The 20,573-nt window shown below is 65.3% G+C and carries 21 protein-coding genes; 7 read left to right on the top strand and 14 right to left on the bottom strand.

Going from position 1 to position 20,573, the window contains the following annotated elements; translation table 11 throughout:
* Positions 1 to 71: 71 nt before the first annotated feature.
* On the top strand, positions 72 to 1,073 hold the full coding sequence (locus tag G6N77_RS15820) for a DMT family transporter (protein WP_240902301.1): 1,002 nt from the start codon (positions 72 to 74) through the stop codon (positions 1,071 to 1,073).
* Here the strand turns inward: G6N77_RS15820 and G6N77_RS15815 are convergent.
* Positions 1,029 to 4,685, bottom strand: coding sequence for a replicative DNA helicase (locus G6N77_RS15815; RefSeq protein WP_205678335.1), 3,657 nt, complete (start codon positions 4,683 to 4,685; stop codon positions 1,029 to 1,031). The two genes, G6N77_RS15820 and G6N77_RS15815, sit on opposite strands and share 45 nt — an antisense overlap.
* Positions 4,686 to 5,223: 538 nt before the next feature.
* Between G6N77_RS15815 and G6N77_RS15810 the strand changes: the two genes are divergently transcribed.
* Positions 5,224 to 5,694: a DUF1801 domain-containing protein gene (locus tag G6N77_RS15810; protein ID WP_165183129.1), complete on the top strand. Its 471-nt coding sequence runs from the start codon at positions 5,224 to 5,226 to the stop codon at positions 5,692 to 5,694.
* A gap of 60 nt (positions 5,695 to 5,754) precedes the next feature.
* Here G6N77_RS15810 and rplI read toward each other — a convergent pair whose 3' ends face one another.
* The 4 genes from rplI to rpsF all read right to left on the bottom strand — a co-directional run bounded on the left by rplI (position 5,755) and on the right by rpsF (position 7,503).
* A complete protein-coding gene (gene rplI / locus G6N77_RS15805) occupies positions 5,755 to 6,204 on the bottom strand; it encodes a 50S ribosomal protein L9 (protein WP_165183128.1) in 450 nt (149 codons plus the stop codon).
* A 15-nt stretch (positions 6,205 to 6,219) separates the two neighbouring features.
* On the bottom strand, positions 6,220 to 6,459 hold the full coding sequence (gene rpsR, locus G6N77_RS15800; protein ID WP_005273147.1) for a 30S ribosomal protein S18: 240 nt from the start codon (positions 6,457 to 6,459) through the stop codon (positions 6,220 to 6,222).
* Between the two features lie 92 nt (positions 6,460 to 6,551).
* Complete coding sequence (locus G6N77_RS15795; RefSeq protein ID WP_165183127.1) at positions 6,552 to 7,133, bottom strand: single-stranded DNA-binding protein; 582 nt, start codon at positions 7,131 to 7,133, stop codon at positions 6,552 to 6,554.
* A 64-nt stretch (positions 7,134 to 7,197) separates the two neighbouring features.
* Positions 7,198 to 7,503 (bottom strand): 30S ribosomal protein S6, encoded by a 306-nt coding sequence (gene rpsF, locus G6N77_RS15790; RefSeq protein ID WP_165183126.1) that lies wholly within the window; start codon positions 7,501 to 7,503, stop codon positions 7,198 to 7,200.
* Between the two features lie 302 nt (positions 7,504 to 7,805).
* On the opposite strand from rpsF, the gene G6N77_RS20190 reads away from it, so the two are divergent.
* Complete coding sequence (locus G6N77_RS20190; RefSeq protein ID WP_262454398.1) at positions 7,806 to 7,928, top strand: hypothetical protein; 123 nt, start codon at positions 7,806 to 7,808, stop codon at positions 7,926 to 7,928.
* A gap of 393 nt (positions 7,929 to 8,321) precedes the next feature.
* The gene (locus G6N77_RS15780; protein WP_240902293.1) at positions 8,322 to 8,963 is read left to right on the top strand and encodes a DUF1345 domain-containing protein; all 642 of its coding nucleotides are present in this window, start codon (positions 8,322 to 8,324) and stop codon (positions 8,961 to 8,963) included.
* A gap of 4 nt (positions 8,964 to 8,967) precedes the next feature.
* Here the strand turns inward: G6N77_RS15780 and G6N77_RS15775 are convergent, their stop codons facing one another.
* From G6N77_RS15775 to G6N77_RS15755, 5 genes are read right to left on the bottom strand one after another with little or no spacing between them, the layout of a single operon-like run.
* Positions 8,968 to 10,248, bottom strand: coding sequence for a M18 family aminopeptidase (locus G6N77_RS15775; RefSeq protein ID WP_165183125.1), 1,281 nt, complete (start codon positions 10,246 to 10,248; stop codon positions 8,968 to 8,970).
* A 31-nt stretch (positions 10,249 to 10,279) separates the two neighbouring features.
* The gene (locus G6N77_RS15770) at positions 10,280 to 10,975 is read right to left on the bottom strand and encodes a response regulator (protein ID WP_165183124.1); all 696 of its coding nucleotides are present in this window, start codon (positions 10,973 to 10,975) and stop codon (positions 10,280 to 10,282) included.
* A 5-nt stretch (positions 10,976 to 10,980) separates the two neighbouring features.
* Positions 10,981 to 12,279, bottom strand: a complete 1,299-nt coding sequence (locus G6N77_RS15765; RefSeq protein WP_240902291.1) for a sensor histidine kinase — start codon at positions 12,277 to 12,279, stop codon at positions 10,981 to 10,983.
* A gap of 47 nt (positions 12,280 to 12,326) precedes the next feature.
* Complete coding sequence (locus tag G6N77_RS15760; RefSeq protein WP_165183123.1) at positions 12,327 to 13,241, bottom strand: ABC-2 transporter permease; 915 nt, start codon at positions 13,239 to 13,241, stop codon at positions 12,327 to 12,329.
* Positions 13,241 to 14,194 carry an ABC transporter ATP-binding protein gene (locus G6N77_RS15755; protein WP_165183122.1) on the bottom strand — a complete coding sequence of 318 codons (954 nt, stop codon included), beginning with the start codon at positions 14,192 to 14,194 and terminating at the stop codon, positions 13,241 to 13,243. The genes G6N77_RS15760 and G6N77_RS15755 overlap by 1 nt, the downstream gene beginning before the upstream one ends.
* 200 nt (positions 14,195 to 14,394) lie before the next feature.
* On the opposite strand from G6N77_RS15755, the gene G6N77_RS20370 reads away from it, so the two are divergent.
* Complete coding sequence (locus G6N77_RS20370; protein WP_165183121.1) at positions 14,395 to 15,045, top strand: phosphatase PAP2 family protein; 651 nt, start codon at positions 14,395 to 14,397, stop codon at positions 15,043 to 15,045.
* Between the two features lie 21 nt (positions 15,046 to 15,066).
* On the opposite strand, the gene G6N77_RS15745 is transcribed toward G6N77_RS20370, so the two are convergent.
* The 4 genes from G6N77_RS15745 to G6N77_RS15735 all read right to left on the bottom strand — a co-directional run bounded on the left by G6N77_RS15745 (position 15,067) and on the right by G6N77_RS15735 (position 18,071).
* On the bottom strand, positions 15,067 to 16,323 hold the full coding sequence (locus G6N77_RS15745) for an MFS transporter (protein WP_165183120.1): 1,257 nt from the start codon (positions 16,321 to 16,323) through the stop codon (positions 15,067 to 15,069).
* A 14-nt stretch (positions 16,324 to 16,337) separates the two neighbouring features.
* Entirely contained in the window at positions 16,338 to 16,472 is a 135-nt protein-coding gene (locus G6N77_RS20185; RefSeq protein WP_276609820.1) for a hypothetical protein, read from the bottom strand.
* A gap of 124 nt (positions 16,473 to 16,596) precedes the next feature.
* Entirely contained in the window at positions 16,597 to 17,283 is a 687-nt protein-coding gene (locus G6N77_RS15740) for a phosphonatase-like hydrolase (RefSeq protein WP_165183119.1), read from the bottom strand.
* Positions 17,280 to 18,071 (bottom strand): GntR family transcriptional regulator, encoded by a 792-nt coding sequence (locus G6N77_RS15735; protein ID WP_165183118.1) that lies wholly within the window; start codon positions 18,069 to 18,071, stop codon positions 17,280 to 17,282. Before G6N77_RS15735 ends, G6N77_RS15740 begins: the two co-directional genes overlap by 4 nt.
* Before the next feature lie 165 nt (positions 18,072 to 18,236).
* Between G6N77_RS15735 and G6N77_RS15730 the strand changes: the two genes are divergently transcribed.
* Positions 18,237 to 19,502: an FAD-dependent oxidoreductase gene (locus G6N77_RS15730; RefSeq protein WP_165183117.1), complete on the top strand. Its 1,266-nt coding sequence runs from the start codon at positions 18,237 to 18,239 to the stop codon at positions 19,500 to 19,502.
* Between the two features lie 9 nt (positions 19,503 to 19,511).
* Positions 19,512 to 20,564, top strand: a complete 1,053-nt coding sequence (locus G6N77_RS15725; RefSeq protein ID WP_165183116.1) for a 2-aminoethylphosphonate ABC transporter substrate-binding protein — start codon at positions 19,512 to 19,514, stop codon at positions 20,562 to 20,564.
* Positions 20,565 to 20,573: the final 9 nt, after the last annotated feature.

Raw genomic sequence — 20,573 nt, 5'->3', positions numbered from 1 at the left:
TCCAAACTAATGCATTACCCGGCAAACATCATCTGGTTCTTAGTGCTTTTGTCCGTGACGATTGAACAGTGATGACTATTGGCGGGCCCACGGGCGGCAAGCGCGGCGAACGATTCCGGCCGGGACGCGGCACCGATGTGGCGCTGCTGGCTGTGGCCGCAGTGTGGGGCGGAAGCTACCTGGCCGCCAAGGACCTGACGATGGTGGCGTCCGTGCCGGCCGTGCTGGGGTGGCGCTTTCTGGTGGCGTCGGCGGCGCTTGCCGTGCTGTGGGCCTGGCGGGTCCGCCGCCGGCCGGGCCGTGCGGAGGTGTTGACGGCAGTGGTGCTCGGCGGCACGCAGGCTGCCGTGTTGTTCCTGGAAACGTATGGCGTGGCCCAGACCAGGGCGTCCAATGCCGGGCTGATCATCAGCCTGACGGTGATCTTTACTCCCCTGCTGGAGGCCGCAGCCTCCAGGCGGTGGCTGCCGCGGGGATACTTTGTGGCAGCCGTGGTCTGCATTGTTGGCGTGGCGCTGCTAGTGTCAGGCAACGGTTTCCGCGCCCCGAATCCGGGAGATGTGTTGATGCTGGCCGCTGCCGCCGTCCGTGCGTTCCACGTGACGCTGCTGGGCACGCTGACCAGGGGCAGGCCCTACAGTTCCGTGACCATCACGCTGATCCAGTCCGTGGTGTGCGCCGTGGCGGGGATTGCCTTGGACCCGCCCGGCATGGTCCGCGCGGCCTCCGCCTTTGGGGTTTCCGGATGGCTGGGCGTGCTGTACCTGGGCTTGGGTGCGAGCGTGTTCGCCTTCCTGGTCCAGCTGTGGGCAGTCCGGCGGACGTCGGCCTCCCGGGCCAGCCTGCTGATGGGCACGGAACCCGTGTGGGCCGTCGCCGCCGGGGTGCTGCTTGCCGGGGAGGCGCTGGGCTGGCCGGGGGCGTGCGGGGCAGCCTTGATTTTGGGGGGCTGCTACGCCGGGCAGCGGATCGAGGCCCGGCTGCGGGCCGCCGCCGGGCCGGGGACGGGTCTCAACGGGACGGGCCCGCTAATACCCGCCGCCGCCGTCGTTCGCCATGTTGGCAAACCGTGAATAGTGGCCCTGAAAGCCCACCACGATGGTCTTCGTGGGGCCGTTGCGGTGCTTGGCCACGATGACGTCTGCCTCGCCAGCCCGCGCCGACTCCTTGTCGTAGATGTCCTCGCGGTGGAGCAGGATGACCATGTCGGCATCCTGCTCGATCGAGTTGTGGACGGCGATGCCGTTGGCGATGAAGTTGTGGTTGCCAATGACGGTTGCGTCGAAAACTTCTTCCTCCCCGTCCGGATCAATGGCGACGATGCTGTCCCAAAACAGATCATTGACAGCTTCAACTTCCAGCTCCGCGCTGTCCAGAACTTCAGCTACTCGTCCCAGGCGTTGTCGCGACGGTGCGGACTTGAACAGTGCAGAGCCACAGTAGTGGGTTCCGAGTGCGCCCTGAAATTCCCGGTGCGTCAGCTCACTCTCCGACAAAATGTCGCGCACTTTGTCCCAGACCTGAATCGGAAGGGTGTCTACATTTGTGTTGGCGCTGATGTTCTTGACAATGCCGAGTAGTCTTTCTGCCGATGCCGAGCGTTCGCCATGAACGCCAATTTCCTGAAGGAAGCGCCGTTGGTCATCGGCACCTGAGACATCCACAGTGTAGCCAGGGCGGTAGTGTCCCTTGGCGCTCGCCTGCCGAATTCTGCCGGTTATGCCAAAGCGGAGTAGCAAGCCCGCAACGTCGTCAACCAACCGGCGCGAGGTGGACGCATAGTAAATGCGCCCCCCATGACCAGCTTTGTTGACCGTGACTGAGCCGTCTGTGGCCCACAAGTGACTAAGAAACTTCGCTATTTGAATCTTAGGGAGAGCAAAAACGGCTTCGGGGACGAACTTCTCGTGACTTCTCAGGCCAAAAAGCCCCAGGCCATCGAGCCATGCGGCAATCGGGTTCCTTTTGCCTCGCGCCAAGGGAAAGGGCGCCGGGAGTCTGAGCGTGGTGCAGCGAGCCACCGCGTAGTCATCGCGTTTGGCGGTTATCCCAAAGTAACCGGCCGCGTCAGTGACGGCCTTAATGTTTTGTTCATCCTTTGTCGCATACCGAATCGGCTGTTTGCGGACAAAAGATCCATCGCCCAGTAGGTGTGCGAGCATGACGACTTGACGGTCGTCCCACTCAGTCCGGGCAGATGGTCCATTGACATGGCGCGGGATGCCGAGCCGGTCACCGGAGGCCAACTCGCCCAGCGGGCGCCAACCTTCGTAGGTGAAGAACGGGTGGTTCGCCGTTGCGCGGATGGTCCGGCCGGACGCCAACGTCAGCTTGAAGACTGGTCTGCTGCCTGTGGGGAAGACATGCGTCAAGTGCCGCTCAACATAGCGCAGGTTGTCGCCCAACGACCAAACGGGGACATCCCTTGCGTCAGTTGAGAACAGCTCACCCATGGTGGTTTCTGCGCCTGTGTCGGAACGCATGATGCGGGTGTCGGCAGTGAGGCAACCCGATTCACGAAGGTCAGAAACCATGGGTTTCTTGTCCGTGCGCTGCTCGGAACCACGGTTGAGCTGGGACAGCGCCACCACCGGCACCTGCAACTCCTTGGCCAGCAGCTTCAGGGCACGGGAGAACTCCGAGACCTCCTGCTGGCGAGATTCCACACGCTTCCCGGAGGACATCAGCTGGAGGTAGTCCAGGATCACCAGCTTGAGGTCATGCTGCTGCTTCAGGCGGCGGCACTTGGCCCGGATTTCCATCAGCGACATGTTGGGGGAATCGTCGATGAACAGCGGGGCATCGTTCATCTTGCCCATGGTCGTGGCGATCTTGGACCACTGGTCGTCCTTGACAGTTCCCTTGCGCAGGTCCTGCAGGTTGATGGTTGCCTCGGCGGAGAGCAGTCGCATGGCCAGCTCGTTGCGGCCCATTTCAAGGGAGAACACTACGGTCGCCATGTTGTGGGTGATGGCCGCTGAACGCGCCCAGTCAAGGGCGAACGTGGAGTTGTGGGTCGGGATGAAGGAGCGCCCTGCCAGGTACAAGTGAGTGCTGTGGGCAATTTGGATGCACTTCACCGGCACGGACTCAACCGCGCGGACTGAAGTGATGAAGCGTTGGCTCCGTTTTGGCGTGGCCCGTGCATCGCGTTCCTTGTGCAGCAACTGCTTGCGCGTTAGTCCAAAAACAACATCGTCGGTGGCGAAGGTGATGGTGTAGCAGGTGGAGGATTCTTCGGTGCGTCCGTTGACACGCTTCTCCGACCAACCGGTGCGGTAGCCCAGGCTGTGCGCAAGCTCGCGCACATCTTTGGCCAGACGCAGACTCGTTACTGCGAATTGAACGCAGCCACTGTTGGTCACGGTTCCGTCGGTGTCCAACAGGCCCGCCAAGAGGTCCCGTCGCTGGGCGACAGCCGCCCGGAGATACATGTCCGGAATGTGCTTGTTGCCCAACAATGAGTTGGAGCGCAACAAGGCCTGCAATGAACCATGGTCCAGATTGTCCAGCTCATAGCCTTCAGCGGAGATCCGCATGAACACTTCTTGGTCGGCGTTGGTAACCCGCGCTGCGGCGGATGCCCCGTCACCGAGCCAGGCCCCTAGCGTGTAGGGCCCGATGGGCAGATCTGCGGGGGGCAGGTCCAGCGCTTGTGCATTCCGGATTGAGTGATTCAAGCGCTGGTCAGCAGTTTCGCACCGAACAGTTTCGGCGATCTGCGCGGTGGTGCGCACCTGCGGAAAGATGCGGGGATGCGCTGCCCCCTGGGCCGATTTCCTTGACGCCCGCGTGTCGGTGAGCCACTGGTGCTCGGCATCGGCAACCAGGATGCTGCCGTCGTCGAAAGTCACTTCAAAGCACGGCCGACCAAGCATGACTTCGGTGGCGGCAACCACCACCGTGGGAGTTCCATCGGCGGCCAGGACCGTGTCGCCAACCTTGACCTCGCCCATGGTGGTCCAGCCGGCAGGCGTGGGCAGTGGCGTGTCCAGGGCCAGCGCCTTCCCGACGGCCGGCCTGGCCGCGATGACAATCATCTGGCCGGGGTGCAGGCCGTTGGTCAGTTCATCAAATTCGTAAAAGCCGGTGGGCACGCCGGTCATGCCCTCGCCCTTGTGGCCGGACGCCTCAATCTCATCCACGGTGGATTCCATGACGTCCTTGAGGATCACGTAGTCCTCCGTAGTACGCCGTTCGGCGACCTTGAAAATCTCCGCCTGCGCGGCGTTGACCACGTCTTCCACTTCGCCGTCCTGGGCATAGCCCATCTGGACAATCTTGGTGCCGGCGGTCACCAGGCGGCGCAGCACCGCCCGCTCGGCGACAATCTCCGCATAAAAGCCGGCGTTGGCGGCGGTCGGGACCGACTGGATCAACTGGTGCAGATAGGCGGCCCCGCCCATTTTCGCGATTTCACCGCGCTTGGTCAGTTCGTCGGCCACCGTAACGGCGTCTGCCGGTTCGCCGCGGCCATAGAGGTCAAGGATGGCCTCGTAGATGCTTTCGTGGGAGGGGCGGTAGAAGTCATTGCCGCGCAGAACTTCCACCACGTCGGCGATGGCATCCTTGGAGAGCATCATTCCGCCCAGGACGCTCTGTTCCGCCACGAGGTCCTGCGGGGGCGTCCGGGCAAAGTCCGGCTCCCGGGACGTTGAGACGTTGTCCATTGCTGGAGCTGACATGATCCTGCGCCCACTTTCTTTCCTGCTGGCCCGGCAAACATTGATGCTTGATGGTTGTCGGGAATGATCCCTCCCGGCCTGCCGGCCATACAACAATTATCGCTGTTCGGGGAGGTGATCCCCTGCAACGTTAGACGCTCTGTGGACAACTGCCAACCCAGCCATCCACCCACCCTGTGGATAACTTGTGCATTAAGTGCCATCGCTTGTGCACAGGATGGGGACAACTTTGTGGATAATGATCACCAACTAGTCATAATGGGCGCCTGACCTGCGCAAACAGTGTCCACCACCTGTGGAGAAACATAAATTTCCGGCCAAGCCTCATCCACAACTTGGATGTTGACAAGCTTCCAAAACAGGGATACGGCAACGATATCCACAGACATATGCCCAGCATGTGAATCATCCACGGCCGCTAAAAAGCGCCCCCACCTGCGCGTATGCACCAGGGGGCATGCACGGGCCGCCCGGGTCCGGCCCCGGCGGCACGTTAGGCTGGGTCAAACCCCAGCCAGACGCAAGGAGGCGGCCCATCATGGCACCCAGGGACAGTACCGGGAAGAGCACCAACAAGACCCAGCCGACGGCGGCCGACGCAGCCCAGTTCATCGACGCCGTGGACACCTCCGCAGTCCGCCGCGCGGACGCCCGCGCGCTGCTGGACATCATGGGGCAGGAAACCGGGGAGCCGGCCGTCATGTGGGGGCCCAGCATCGTCGGCTTTGGCAGCTACCACTACAAGTACGCGTCCGGCCGCGAAGGCGACGCGGCCGCCGTCGGATTTTCACCGAGAAAGGCGAAACTGGTGATTTACGGCCTGACGTACCCGCCCGGAGCCGAACAGCTCCTGGACCGGCTCGGCACCTTCAAGCGCGGCGCGGGCTGCATCTATCTCAACAAGCTTGCCGACATCAACGAAGGGGTGCTGCGGGAGCTCATCAGGGCCGCCTACGGATACATGACCACCGCGGACGTCCAGTCGTTGCAGTCCCAGAAGGACAAATAAATCAAATGGCCCGGCACCCCGCGAACGGGGGCCGGGCCTTTCGTGGAGCGGTTGCGGGTATTAGCCTGCAACAACGTCCAGGGTGATCACAGCGGTGACGTCTTCGTAAAGGCGCACGTTTGCCGTGTACTTGCCAACCGACTTGATGTGGGTGGGCAGTTCGATCTTGCGCTTGTCAACGTTGCCGAGACCTGCAGCGGCAACAGCCTTTGCAACATCGTCGGTCTTGACGGTGCCGAACAGGCGTCCGGCCTCGCCGGCCTTGACGGTCAGCGTGACCGGCTTGGCGGCCAGGGCAGCAGCCTGGGCCTGGGCAGCTTCAACGGAAGCGTGCTCGTGGGCGGCGCGGGCAGCCTTGATGGACTCAACCTGCTTCTCGCCTCCCTTGGACCAGGGGAGGGCGAAGCCGCGGGGCAGAAGGTAGTTACGTGCGTAACCGTTCTTCACCTCGACGACGTCACCCGAGGTGCCGAGACCGGATACTTCGTGGGTCAAAATGATCTTTGCCATGTTTGTTTATCTCCCTTAGCCTCGGCCAGCGCCGGAGTAGGGCAGCAGTGCAACTTCGCGGGCGTTCTTGATTGCCTGGGCGATCTTGCGCTGCTCCTGGACGGTGACACCCGTGACGCGGCGCGCACGGATCTTTCCGCGGTCAGAGATGAACTTGCGCAGCAATGCTACGTCCTTGTAGTCGATGACGGTGACGTCAGCGGCCTTCAAGGGATTGGACTTTGGTTTGGGCTTACGGAGTTCAGCCTTAGCCATCGTGGAGCTCCTTAATATTCGTGGAGCCCGTGGATATTAATCCGCGGGATGGTGAGCGTGCGGCGGTTGCCGCACTTTGGTAAAAACGGTTTTTAGAAGGGGGGCTCGGAGTTGTCCGGGCCCGCGCCCCAGCCGCCGGTGGATCCACCGGGCGTGGCCCAGGGGTCGGATGCCGGTGCGGACTGCTGCTGTTGCTGGCCGCCATTGCCGCCGAAGTTTCCTCCGCCGGAATTGCCGCCGAAGCCGCCTTGGCCCCCGCCGGCGTTGCCGCCCTGGCCTCCGCCAAAGCCGCCACCCTGTCCGCCGGAGCGCTGGGTGCGGTTGACCTTGGCATTGGCGTAGCGAAGCGAGGGGCCGATCTCGTCGACCTCAAGCTCCATGACGGTGCGCTTTTCGCCTTCTTTGGTGTCGTAGGTGCGCGACTTCAGCCGGCCGGAGACAATGACGCGGGTTCCCTTGGTCAGGGACTCCGCAACGTTCTCGGCCGCTTCACGCCAGATCGATGCGCGGAGGAACAGCGTTTCGCCGTCCTTCCACTCATTGCTTTGGCGGTCAAAAGTCCGCGGAGTGGACGCAATGGTGAAGTTCGCTACTGCTGAACCGCTCGGTGTAAACCGAAGTTCCGGGTCACTGGTGAGATTACCAATGACCGTGATAGTGGTTTCGCCTGCCATCTGCCCCTGCTTCCTGCTTGAGTGTTTTCCTACGGGTGAAAAAGTAAAAAGTGGTCAGCCGAAATTACTCGGCGACGATCTTCTGCTCTTCCGGACGGGTGATCTTGGTGCGCAGGATGGTCTCGTTGAGGCCAAGCACGCGGTCAAGTTCCTGAGCGGTATGGGGGGCAGCAGTGAAGTTCACCACGGCGTAAATACCTTCGGACTTCTTCTGGATGTCGTAAGCCAGGCGACGACGGCCCCAGATGTCAACCTTTTCGATGGTTCCACCATCGGTGGTGATGACATTGAGGAACTTCTGAAGCGACGGCTCAACGGTACGCTCATCAACATCGGGGTCGATGATTACCATCAATTCGTAAGGACGCATATGTGAACCCACCTCCTTTGGGCTGGGCGGTTACGGTCTTTCCGTAACAGGAGGTTCATTTGCGGTGCCTGCCGGGCGCTCGGCCACACCATTACAGTGGGCCCGGTGCCAGCACAGACTTATCCATCTTACAGGACGGACGACGCCGGCCAGTCACCCCTGTGGGTAAGCCTCACCACACGCTGTGGTGGAGTTGTGCACAGGATTGCCTCGGTCCCGGCCCGCTGCCGACCCCGCCCGGTAGAATGGAAGGTGCGGCGGCGCCATCTTGGAAGCCCGTTCAAGACCCAAAGGAGTTCTACATGTCGACTCTGAAAAACAAGAGCGGGCTCACGGAGGCCGAAGTTCAGTCAGCCATGGAGTTCGGAGACGCCGACGAGGCGAGGCACCAGGTTATCGAAGAAGCCCTTCGCGCCAGGATCTAGCGGTCATGCCCGACAAGTAGACGTACCCGGGCACGGAAACACTCATCAACCGTCTGGGCATCAAAGACCAAGTCGTGCTCGACTTGACCGAGCAAAACTTGGTCAATATTGGGCTCTCAGAGTTGAGCCGCACGCCGTCGCGGCAGCTTCGATTTTCCACACCTACAAGCCATCCACCGAAAACTGGTCGGCGACCTGTACGAGTGGGCTGGCGAGCTCCGGACCACCGAAACCCAGGCCATGGGCACGGGCGTGGCACATTGCTGCCCGGAGTTCATCGAGGCATTCTCCAAGGAGGTATTTGGCGGCATTGCAGCACCTGCTGACCCCGCCATAATGCCATCCGCCCCAAAGCACCGCGCCTGAACGAAGCGTCCATGGCATGATCAAGCCATGGAAACCACCCGCACCCGGCACCGCAGGCGGCGCCTGACGGTCATGCTCCTGGCCGGGCTTGCCGCCGCCGCGGTCACCGTCGTCTTTGGCGCCTGGTTCTACGCCCCGGCCGTGGGCTGGGGCGTTGCGGCGCTGGTGTACAACCTTTGGGTGTGGCTGACCATCGCCCCGATGGACAACGTCCGCACGGCGACGCATGCCCAGGAGGAGGACCCCGGCCGGAACACCTCGGATCTGCTGATCCTGCTGGCCGCACTGGGCTCGCTGGCCGCCGTCGTGCTGGTCATGGTGGGCAGCAAGGACGTGGCGGGCACCGGCAGGCTGCTGCTGGCCCTGCTCGCCTTGACGTGCACGGCCATGTCCTGGCTCATGGTCCACACCCTGTTCACGCTGCGGTATGCGGAGATTTACTACGCGGGGGAGCCTGGCGGCATCGGCTTCAACCAGGAGGAACTGCCGCAGTACACCGACTTTGCCTACATGTCATTCAGCCTCGGCATGACGTACCAGGTCTCCGACACCAACATCACCACGCGTGAAATGCGCTCCGCCGCATTCCGCCACAGCCTGCTCGCCTTCGTGTTTGGCACCGGAATCCTGGCCACCACCATCAACCTGGTGGTCAGCCTGACCCAGTAGGCGTCTACACGGCAGTTCGGAAGAACGTCTCCGTGATGCGCGACAGGTGGAAGGGATCGTCCACGCCGCACAGTTCGCGGGCGGAGTGCATGGAGAGCAGTGGCGTGCCCACGTCCACCGTGCGGATGCCGAGCCGCGTGGCCGTCAGCGGGCCGATCGTGGAGCCGCACGGCACGTCGTTGTTGGACACGAACTCCTGGTACGGCGCGCCCGTGGTGCGGCACAGATTCGCCCAGATGGCCGCCCCCGTGGCATCCGTGGCGTAGCGCTGGTTCGCGTTGATCTTCAGCAGCGGGCCGCCGCCCAATACGGGCAGGTTGGCCGGGTCGTGGCGCTCGGAATAGTTGGGGTGGACGGCGTGCCCGGCATCAGCTGAGACACAGAAGGAACTGGCAAAGGCGCGACGCCTCTCGCTCACGGAGGCGCCCAGTCCGTCGGAGATGCGGACCAGGATGTCCTCCAGGATGGGGCCGCACGCGCCGGAGCGGGAGCCGGAGCCGATTTCCTCGTGGTCAAAGGCGGCCAGGACGGGGATCACGGTGTCCGCGGTGGATTCGGTGGCGGCGGCGTTGATCAATGCCGCCAGTCCGGCGTGGACGGAGGTGAGGTTGTCCATGCGCCCGGCGGCGAAGAACTCCTGGTTGGCACCGAACACCTGGCCGGGCTGGGTGTCTGCCACGAGGATGTCGTAGCCGCCAATGCTGGCCGCATCCACTCCCGCGTGCCGCGCCAGCAGGCCCAGCAGGTCCTCCTTGCCGGGATGCCCCTGGCCCCAGACGGGGTTCATGTGCTGCTGCTTGTCCAGCTTCAGGCCGTCATTCACGCCCCGGTCCAAGTGGATGGCCAGCTGGGGGAAGCGCAGCAGCGGACCGGTGGCCACCAGGGTCTGCGTGCCGTCCCGGTCCACCAGGCGGCCGGCAAATTGCAGTTCCCGGTCCAGCCAGGAATTCAGCAGCGGGCCGCCATAAACTTCCACGCCCGCCTGCAGCCAGCCGAATCGGCCCGTGGTGGGCTTTGGCTTGAGCTTGAAGGACGGCGAGTCGGTGTGGGCGCCGAGAATGTTGAAGCCAGTGGTGGCGGACGCGCCCTCGGGCACCACCCAGGCAATGATGGCGCCGTCGCGGATCACAAAGTGCCGGCCCCCGGCGGGCCATTCGGCAGATTCCTCGAGCTGGGTGAAGCCCGCCTCCTCCAGCCTGCGGCCCGCCTCATGGGCGGCGTGAAAGCTCGACGGCGACGCGGCGATGAAGTCGCGCAGGTCCAGGATGTGCTCAACGGAAGTCATGGTTCGATTCAACCACGAAGCGTCCACGGTGTTAGTAGTCGGGATTGCTGGGCGTGACAAGCCCTGTCTCGTAGGCGTACACCACCACCTGCACACGGTCCCTCAGGTGGAGCTTCGTCAGGATCCGGCGCACGTGCGTCTTGACTGTGGCCTCGGACAGGAACAGCTGGTGGGCAATCTCGGCATTGGACAGGCCTTGGGCAATGGCCAGCGCCACTTCCAGCTCGCGCGGCGTCAGCTCCTCCAGCAGCGGGTCGCGGGGGTGCGTGGGAGGCGTGGGCTGTGAGCGCACAAAGTTTTCCAGCAGGCGCTGGGTGACGCGAGGGGCCACGACGGCGTCCCCGCTGGCCACCAGGCGCACGGCGTTGACCAGTTCCGTGGGCGCCACGTCCTTGAGGAGGAATGCGGAGGCGCCTGCCTGCAGCCCGGCAAACGCGTATTCGTCCAGGTCAAAGGTGGTGAGGATGATGACGCGTGCGCCGGAGGCGGAGGCACTGATCTTGCCGGTGGCCTCGATCCCGTCCATGAGGGGCATGCGGACATCCATGAGCACCACGTCGGGGTCCAGCCGCTCCACGGCGGCCAGTGCCTCAATGCCGTTGGAGGCCTCGCCAACCACGGCAAGGTCGTCCTCGCCTTCAAGGATGAGCCGGAAGCCCATGCGCAGCAGCGGCTGGTCGTCTACCAAAAGGATTGAGATGGGCGCCTGCGTCAAGGTGTTCTCCATGGTGGCTAATTCCTGTTCTGATTGGGCCGCAGCGTGGCGGTGACGGTCCAGCCGCCCTGGGGGGAGGGCCCGGCGTCGACCGTTCCGGAGAAGATGCCGGCACGTTCGCGCATGCCAACAATGCCCTGCCCCGTGCCCATCGAAGCGTCCAGGGAGCCGTGGCCGTCGTCGCTGACCACCACCCGCAGCACGCCGCCGTCGGGCTGGTTCTCGATGAGCACCCGCACGCGTGAAACTGCCGTGCCGTAGCGCAGCACATTGGTGAGCGACTCTTGCACGATCCGGTAAACGGTGAGTTGCAGCGCCGGGTCGCCGGGAAGCAGCGGCCCCGACTGGGTCACGGCCAGCGGCAGGCCGGCCTGCCGGAAGCCCTCCAGCAGCGCGCCCAAATCGGCATGGTCAGGCTGCGGGGTCCGCTGCCCTCCGCCTGCGTCCTCGCGCAGCACGCCCAGCACCCGTCGCATGTCGGCCAGCGCGGTCCGGCCGGTCTGGGACAGCTGGCCCAGCACCTCCCCCGCCTGCTCCGGGTCGCGCTTGACCACGACGGCGGCGCCGTCGGAGAGTGCCACCATCACGGTCAGCGAGTGCGCCACGACGTCATGCATTTCCCGTGCAATCCGGTTCCGCTCGGCCACGGAGGCCAGCTGGGCGTTGCGGACGGCCCATTGGCGCAGCTCGGCCTCATGCTCCCGCCCCCGGCGCACCGAGGCGCCGATGCCCGTGGCGATGACATTGGCCAGAAGCATGACAATGACTGTAATGACATTGCTCTCCAGGGCTGTGGGACCGTCCGGGCGGAGGAATTCGACGGGGAACTGGTAAAAGAACAGCGTATAGACAACTAGCGGCACGGATGCGGCGGCTGCGATGGCGAAACTGAAAATGCCCCGGTAGGCCACTGCCACGGCGTAGAGCGCAAACCACAGGCTGGCACCGATGTTGTTGGACGAGGGCACCACGTTGATGTTGATGATTTCAAAGACGGAGAGGATGACCAGCACGGCCAGGGGCCTGTCCCGGCGGAACATCAGCACCGTGCTGGTGGCGGCAAGCAGCACCAGGTGGGCTGGCAGGTTGGTGACGCGTCCGTTCAGGAAAGTGCCGGAACCTGCCAGCAGATATGCCAGGACCACCAGGGCGTCCATGACGCGGGGGTGGTCGTAAAGATAGCGGCGGACCGCGCCGCGGCGGCGGGCTGAGAATTCATCGGCCTGCCTGGCCGCCGCGGTGGCGGAGGTGGAACGGGGTTCGGCGGGGGCTGCGGCCGTTCGTTCCGCCGCCCCCGCCTGGTCTGATGTGCGCATAAGGGTGAGTCTAGAAGCCCGGCCGCCAGGCCGGGCACCGGACATTCCTATACGTCGCGGTTCTTGAGGGAGATGACTGCCGGGACCGTCACCAGCACAATCCAACCCAGGAAGATCAGTCCTCCCGAGAGGGGGCTGATGAACGCCGCCTTGTCCCCGATTTCCAACATGCGCCCGCCGGCCACGCTGGGCACGTACTGGCCCACGTATTTCCAGAAGTCGCCGGGCACCAGTCCCAGCAGCTGGGTGGCGATCTGCAAAAGGAAGAACAGTCCGACGAGGACCACGATTCCGCCCGCGGAGCTGCGGATGAGCGTGCCCAGAGAAAGCCCAACGAGGGCGACGCCGGCAACGTAGACTCCGCCCAAGAGGATGCTGGACAGGACGCCGTCCATGCCCAAGGACATGGTGATTCCAGCGGAGCTCATGATCGGGATGGAAATCAGGAACGTGACGAACGCGGAAACAAGTGTCAGCACGTAGGAAACCACCACCAGCACAATGGCCTTGGCGAAGAACGTGGGCAGGCGCTTGGGCACCGCCGTCATGGTGGAGCGGATCATGCCGGTGCCGAACTCGGAGGAGATCAGCAAAACAGCCAAGGCGCCGAGAATCAGCACACCCATTTGGATGCCGGCGATGGGGGTGCCGTAAATGTTCAACCCGTTTGCATTGGCTGCCGCAATGGCCTGGTCAATGGTCAGCTTCGGTGAGCCGGAGGGACTGACGCCGGGGCCATTGACCGCCGCGGGCCCTAATTCCATGAACCTTTCGACGGCTTTTCCACGCGCCCAAGCTGCGAAAGTGCCCACGCCCACCATGGCCACAAAGGTGAAGAGCAGCAGCAGCTGGGTGGAGCGCAGGGACCGGAACTTGATCCATTCGCTGCGCAGCACGCCGCTGAAGGTCAGCCCCGTGCCGCCGGCAGCGGCGGAAGGCGAGGGGATCGTCGTCGTACTCATCACTTCAGTGTCCCTTCCAGGGCGGGGGCCGGCGCGGCGGCGTCATCGAGTTCTTGCGAGTGGTACTCCACCGAATCCTTTGTCAGGTCGAAGTACGCCTCTTCCAGCGAGGTGGACAGCGGGGTCAGTTCGTAGACAAGGACATGGTTGTCCAGGGCAATCTTGGCGATCTGGCGGGAGTCGAGGCCGGAAACTTCCAGGGTCTCGTTTTCGTTGCACTCCACCTGCACCCCGCTGCCGCTGAGCAGCTGGCCCAGATGGGTGACGTCGGCGGTGCGGACCCTGACCTTGGCCTGCTGGTTGCCGGCCAGAATCTCGGCGATGGGTGCGTCCGCGATGATCCGCCCGCGGCCGATCACGATCAGGTGGTCCGCGGTCTGCGCCATCTCACTCATGAGGTGCGAGGACAGGAACACCGTTTTGCCCTGCGCCGCCAGGTGCTTGGCCAGGTTGCGCACCCACAGCACGCCTTCCGGGTCCAGGCCGTTGACGGGCTCGTCCAGGATCAGCGTTTGGGGGTCGCCCAGCAGTGCCGAGGCAATGCCCAGGCGCTGGCCCATGCCGAGGGAGAAGCCGCCTGCCTTCTTCTTGGCGACGGCGGCCAGCCCGGTCATGTCGATGACCTCGTTGACCCGGCTGGTGGGAATGCCGTGCGTGGCGGCCATGGCCAGCAGGTGGTTGTAGGCGCTGCGGGAGGTATGCACCGCCTTGGCGTCCAGCAGCGCACCGACCTGGTGGAGCGGGTCATGGTGCTTGACGTACGGCTTGCCGTTGACCGTGACGGAACCCGCCGTGGGCTTGTCCAGCCCCACGATCATGCGCATGGTGGTGGACTTGCCGGCGCCGTTGGGCCCCAGAAAACCGGTCACCATCCCGGGCTTGACCGTGAACGTGACACCCGCCACCGCGGTCTTGGCACCATAGTGCTTGGTGAGGTTTACTGCCTCAATCATGTGGACATCCCCTTGTTTCTAGGCTTGTTAACAACCGTACGCACCGGGTAGCGGCTTTTCTTCGATCTCAGGGATGAATCAGGGTCCGTTCAGGGTCGTCCCTTTGGATGATGGGCGGCAGAACGGGGCAAAACGGGCGGCCGGCGGAGCCGGTCCCGGCGCGGTGCCGGATGGGCCGCGGCGGGTCCTAGGATGGACCGGTGGCCGCACCCCTGAATCCCCGCCAACTGCCCTCCCGCGTGCTGTGGGCCGTGTCCATTCCCGCCCTGGCCGTGCTGCTGGCCGGCGCCGTGCTGGTGTGGTCCACGCACAGCGTGCCGCCCTTTCAGGCGCTCGACGCCGGCTGGAACCAGGTGATGCTGGCGTCCCGGACACCGTGGCTCACCTCGGCCAACAGGGTCCTGGACTTTGTGGGCAACGCCGGCATGGTCATCTATGCGGCGGCCCTGTTCCTGGTGCTGCTGCGCCGGCACTGGCGCCTGGCCATGTTCACCGCCGCGGCCAATCTCGCGGCCCTGGCGGCAACCCACCTGCTGAAATTCCTGGTGGGCCGGCCGCGGCCACTGGACCGGCTGGTGCACGTGGATTCCGGTTCATACCCGTCCGGGCATGTGAGTGCCACGGTGGCAGCCATGGTGTGCACAGCCATCGTCATCGGGCGGCTGTGGATGTGGCTCAGCGGCGCCATCCTCAGCGTGGCCATGATGTACAGCCGCACCTACCTGGGCGCCCACTGGATCTCCGACACCGCGGCCGGCGCACTGCTGGGCGCAGGGCTTACGCTTCTGCTGTGGGCGGCTGTGCGGGATAAATGCCTGGAGCGGCATTCGTTGCCGGCACCGATTGGCTGACGTTCCAACCGCCCAGTACCGCTAGCCCCTTTCGGCCTGTTCGGGTGCGGGCGATCCGGTCCGCGGGGCGGCCCCTCCGGACACCGGCTGGGGAAGCGGCTTGGCGGCCGGGGCCGTGAGGATGGAGGCAATAATGGCCACGCCGATGGCCAACAACGCCCAGCGCACGGTGAAGTGGTCGCCCAGGAAACCCAGCAGCGGCGGGCCTGCCAGGAACGCCACGTAGCCGATCGTTGACACCACTGAAACGCGGGCCGCCGCGCGGGCAGGGTCGTCGGCTGCGGCGGACATGCCCATGGGGAAGCCCAGGGCCGCCCCGGCGCCCCACAATACTGCGCCGAGCCCGGCCAGCCACACGTTCGGTGCCACAACGAACAGGACAAGGCCCACCAGTGCGGCCCCCAGGCTCCCGTAGAGCACAGGAACCCGGCCGTAGTTGTCAATGAACTTTCCGCCAAAGAACCTGAACGCCGTCATGGACGCCACAAACACGGCAAACATGATGGCGCCCTCGGACTCCGTGGCGCCCAGCCCGTCCACCGTGGCCTTAGCAATCCAGTCATTGGCGGCGCCTTCGGTCAGGGCCGCGCCCAGGACCACCAGCCCCACCAGCAGGGTGCGGCTCTCGGCCCATGCGGTGCGTCCGCGGGCCGGGGCCTTCCCTCCTGGCACCTCGGGTGACATGACCGCCCCGGCGGGGGCCGGCGTCGTGCTTGGCAGGAAGTGGCTTGGCACAAACACCATGGCCACGCTGACCAGGGCCACGATGGCGAACAGGTGCGCGGGCAGGCCCACGTGGATGCTGGACAGGCCCGCACCGACCAAGGCCCCGACAAAGGCTCCCCCGCTGAAACCCGCATGGAATTGGGGCATGATGGTTCTGCCCAGGTGGCGTTCGACGTCGGCGCCCTCAATGTTCTGCGACACGTCCCACAGGCCGATGCCCACGCCGAAGAGGAAAAGCCCCGCAGCGGTCAGGGGGACGGAGACCAGGCCCAGCGCCGTGGCCACCACCAGCCCGCCCAGGGCAGCGGTAAAGCCGCCCAGGCGGATGCTGGTTGCCGTCCCCTTGCGCGCCACCACCGTGCCGGCCAGCGGCAGGGCGATGACGGACCCGGCGGCGATGCTCAGCAGCAGCAGGCCCATCTCGCCCGACGTCAGCTCCAGGATGCGAGTGACGGCCGGAATGCGCGCAGCCCAGCTGGCAAACACAAAGCCGTTGATGGCAAAGACGGCAAAGGTGGCCATTGCTGCGCGGCGGACTGTCTGGGTGTTCATGGTGGCGCGGATCCTCAGAGTTTGGTGGTGGATGGGGCGGCGGCGAACTTCTGCAGCCCGTCAGACACGGCCACCACCAGCCGGGCCATGACCTCCGCCGGCAGGTCTGCGCGCAGCGATGTCCGGAAGGGCGTCCAGCAACCGCCCATGGCGCCCGGCCACGTCCTGCCCGGCCCCGCAGGGTTGGGGAGGGAGGCATGGTGCCAGTCTATTCACCCGGGCGCCCCAAAACCTAGTCGCATTAGATTTTAGACTGGGCGCCTGGGGGGCGGGCTACCGCTGCGTTTCGGCCAGCCCCGGGATGTCTGCCACACTGTCCAGCACATGGTCGCAGGGCAGCCCCGCCAACAGCTCCCGGGTGAGCTTCCCCGTCAGCACGCCCACCGAGACAGCCCCCGCGTTGCGCCCCGCCTGGACGTCGACGGCGGTGTCCCCGGCCGCCAGCACTGCGGCCACCGACACAACGCCGGTGCGTTCCATGGCCCGGTGGATCATGTACGGGGCCGGCCTGCCGGCGGCCACGTCGGACGTGGTGACCAGGGCGTCAACCGTGCATTCCGCCCCGGGGCCCACGCTCCAGCCGAGCATGTCAAGCAGCGGGCGGGCCACGCCGTCGTCAAATCCCGTGGTCAGGGCCACCTTGATGCCCCGTTCGCGCAGGGTGGCGATGGCCTCCGGCACGCCGGGCAGGGCCACGGGGGGCTTGGCCCGGTAGCCGTCGTCGAGGATGGTGCGGAAACGCCCAAACGCCGCCGCCACGCGGTCCGGGGCCGGCTCCTGGCCGCCCAGTTCCATCAGGGCCGTGATGGCGGAGACCTTGTCCGCGCCCATCCACAGCTGCAGGGAGGCCGAGGCAACGGGCGCGCCGGTCTCCTCCACCGCCTGTTGCAGGGCCGTGTAGACCATGCCGTAGTCGTCAATGGTGGTCCCGGCCATGTCAAGGGCGGCAAGTTCAATCATGGGTTTTCTCCTGCGGAAGGCTGGCCGGCGGCGGGTGCCGGCGGCCGGGTGCTTTGGACGCGCGCCACCGGCGCACGCCCGTGAAGGGTGTTGTGGACCATGAAGTTGGCCAGCTCGGGGCGGTAGCGGTCGTCAGCGAATTCCAGCGGCGTCCCTTCCGTGGAGAACGTCACGCGGCGTTCCCGCAGCAGCGGCGAGCCTTCCGGGATGCCCAGCAGCGAGGCGTCAACGGCATCCGCCGCAACGGCGTCAATGATGTGCCGGGCACTGTGCAGATCCACCCCCACGGACAGCAGGAACCGGAAGGTGGAGCCGGAGCTGGTGTCAAAGTCGAACAGCGGATTGCCGGCCTCCGGCACAAAATGCGAGCGCTCCACCATCGCGGGCTCACCGTCCAGCGAGCGCAGCCGCAGCAGGGACACGACGGGTTCCCCGGCGCTGACCAGCAGCTGTTCGGCCACCAGGGGCCCGGCCTCGCGGCGGGCGATTTCAACTGTTCGCTGCCCCGGCTCCTTGCCGATGGATTCCGCCCATTCCGTGAAGGACATGAAGGTCTCCACCGATTGGGAGGCGACGGCGGCGCGCACCACGGGCGGCTTGCCGCGGCCACCCGTAATCACCTGTTCGGCGCGCAGGGCTGCCAGCGCCTGGCGGACCGGGCCGCGGGAGGCGCCGAACTCCCGGCACAGCTGCGCCTCGGAGGGGACAGGCGTCCCTTCCGCCCATTCCCCGGTCTCGATCCGGTGGCGGAATTCGTCCCGAAGCTGTTGGTGCAGGGGCAATTTCATGAGTTGAGTATACAAGTTGGCCCGACGCGTCAAGGCTGGTAATTCACGGCACAAGGCGAACAATTGGTAAACGTTCGGGGCCCTAAATGAACCGTTCGGGAACTTGTCCATACATGTGCCGTTCTGGCTTGATTCGACTGCCCCCGGACCGGCAATGTCGTTGCCATGAACAAAGCAACTTCACCCATTCACAGCACCGACGTGGTGATTGTGGGCGCCGGGATCACCGGCCTGGCCCACGCCGCCGAGGCTGTGGCGAGGGGCCTGGCCGTGTGCATCGTGGAACGGGATTCGCGCGCCGTGGGAGCCTCCATCCGCAATTTTGGGCACTGCTGCGTCACCGCCCAGACGGGCGAGCTGCTGGAGCTGGCACGCACTGCCCGCGAGGGCTGGCTGCGCCACAGCGAACTGGCCGGCTTCTTCTCCGTGGAATCCGGGGCCGTGGCCGTGGCCCGCAACAGCCAGGAAGTGGCCGTCCTCGAGGAACTGGCTGCCACCCGGGGAGGCGAAGTAAGCCTGATCGGCCCGGCGGCCGTCCGGGCGGAACTCTCCGGCCACGGCGGCGCCGAAATCCTGGGCGGCGCCGTGCTGCGCGATGACATCCGAGTAGACCCGCGGGAGGCCGTGGCCAAGCTGGCTGCCTGGCTGGGCCGCCAGCCGCGCGTGCGCTTCCTCTGGCGCACCTCCTACTTCGGCGCAGGGCCGGGCACAGGGCACGACGCCGGGACGGGCGCAGGGCACGACGCCGGGACGGGCGCAGGGCCGGGCGCAGGGGCGGGCGCAGGGAACGACGCCGGCGCCTCCTCCGGCGGGGCGGTCACGGTGCACACCTCCCGCGGCCCCATCCGTGCCGGAAAAGTCATTGTCTGCGTGGGCCACGACCTGGACAGGGTCCACCCGGAACTGGCCGAGGAACGCCAAGTGGACCGCTGCGCGTTGCAAATGGCGCTGGTCCGGCCGCCGTCGGGCCTGAACATCACCAGGGCCGTGCTCACCGGAACGTCCATGCTGCGCTACCCCGCCTTCGCCGAAACCACGGCGGCGCGCGAGCTCAAAAGGGAACTGGCCGCCCGGAACCCGGAACTGCTGGCGATCGACGCCAACGTGATGCTGACCCAGCGCCCCGACGGCACGCTGATCATTGGCGACAGCCACCGCACCGAGGCCACCACGGACCCTTTCCTGTCCGAACAGACCACCGACACGCTGCTCACCGCGGCGGCCCACCTGCTGGGCAGGGGCAACTTCCAGGTGCTCCAGCGCTGGCAGGGCGTGTACGCCTCCAGCCCGCTGCAAAGCTTCCTGGTGGAGCGCCCCGCCCCCCACGTCACGGCCGTGTCCGTCACGTCCGGGATCGGCATGACCATTTCCTTTGGCCTGGCCCGCAAGACCTTTGACCAACTCGAATCCACGCTCGCCACCACCCGCTAAGGACACCCCATGAAAAAGCCCTTCCGCATTCCCTCCGTCATCGCCGCAGCCACGGCCGGCGCCATCCTCCTGGCCGGCTGCGGCGGCACCGCTACCGGCAGCACGGCCGCCCCCGCGGACAGCAAGTCCGTGACCATTTACAGCGCCGACGGCCTGGGCGACTGGTACACGAAGACCTTTGCCGGCTTCACCAAGGACACGGGCATCAAGGTCAACGTGGTCGAGGCAGGTTCGGGCGAAGTGGTCTCCCGCGCCGAGAAGGAAAAGTCGAACCCCCAGGCGGACCTGCTCATCACCCTGCCGCCCTTCATCCAGCTGGCTGAAAAGTCCGGCCTGCTGCAAAAGAACTCCGCAGACACCAGCGCGGTCCCGGCCGCCTCCAAGTCCGCGGACGGCATGTACGTCTCCGTGGTGAACAATTACCTCTCGATGATCCGCAACACCGCCGCCACGGACAAGCCCGACTCCTGGGCGCAGCTGCTGGATCCGAAGTACCAGGGCAAGATCCAGTACTCCACCCCCGGCCAGGCCGGCGACGGCACCGCCGTGCTCCTGCTGCTCCAGCACTTGAAGGGCAAGGACGGCGCGCTGTCCTACCTGAAGGATTTGCAGAAGAACAATGTGGGCCCCAGTGCCTCCACCGGCAAGCTCGGCCCGAAGGTGTCCAAGGGCGAGCTCACCGTCGCCAACAGCGACGTCCAGATGGCACTGTCCTCCATCCAGGCCGACAAGTCCGCCTTTGAGGTCTTCTTCCCCAAGAACGACGACGGCTCCCGGGTCACGCTGCCCCTCCCCTACGTCATGGGGCTGGCCGCCAAGGCCCCCCACGAGGCCAGCGCCGCCAAGCTGATGGACTACCTGCTCACGAAGCCGGTCCAGGAAACCATCTCCAGTTCCGCACTCGGCCTGCCCGTGCGCTCCGACGTCACTCCCACGGATGCCAACTTCGCGGCCCTGCAGAAGACGATGGCCGGTGTCACCGTCTGGACGCCGAACTGGACCGAGGTGCTGGCCGGGCTCGACGCCGACGTCAAGGCCTACAACTCCGCCACCGGCCAGTAGCAACCCGCC

The sequence above is a fragment of the Arthrobacter silviterrae genome (assembly GCF_011045165.1).
GTDB classification, from domain to species: Bacteria; Actinomycetota; Actinomycetes; order Actinomycetales; family Micrococcaceae; genus Specibacter; species Specibacter silviterrae.
The sequence above is the reverse complement of the archived record's forward strand: the minus strand, read 5'-3'. Positions and strand labels throughout refer to the sequence as shown.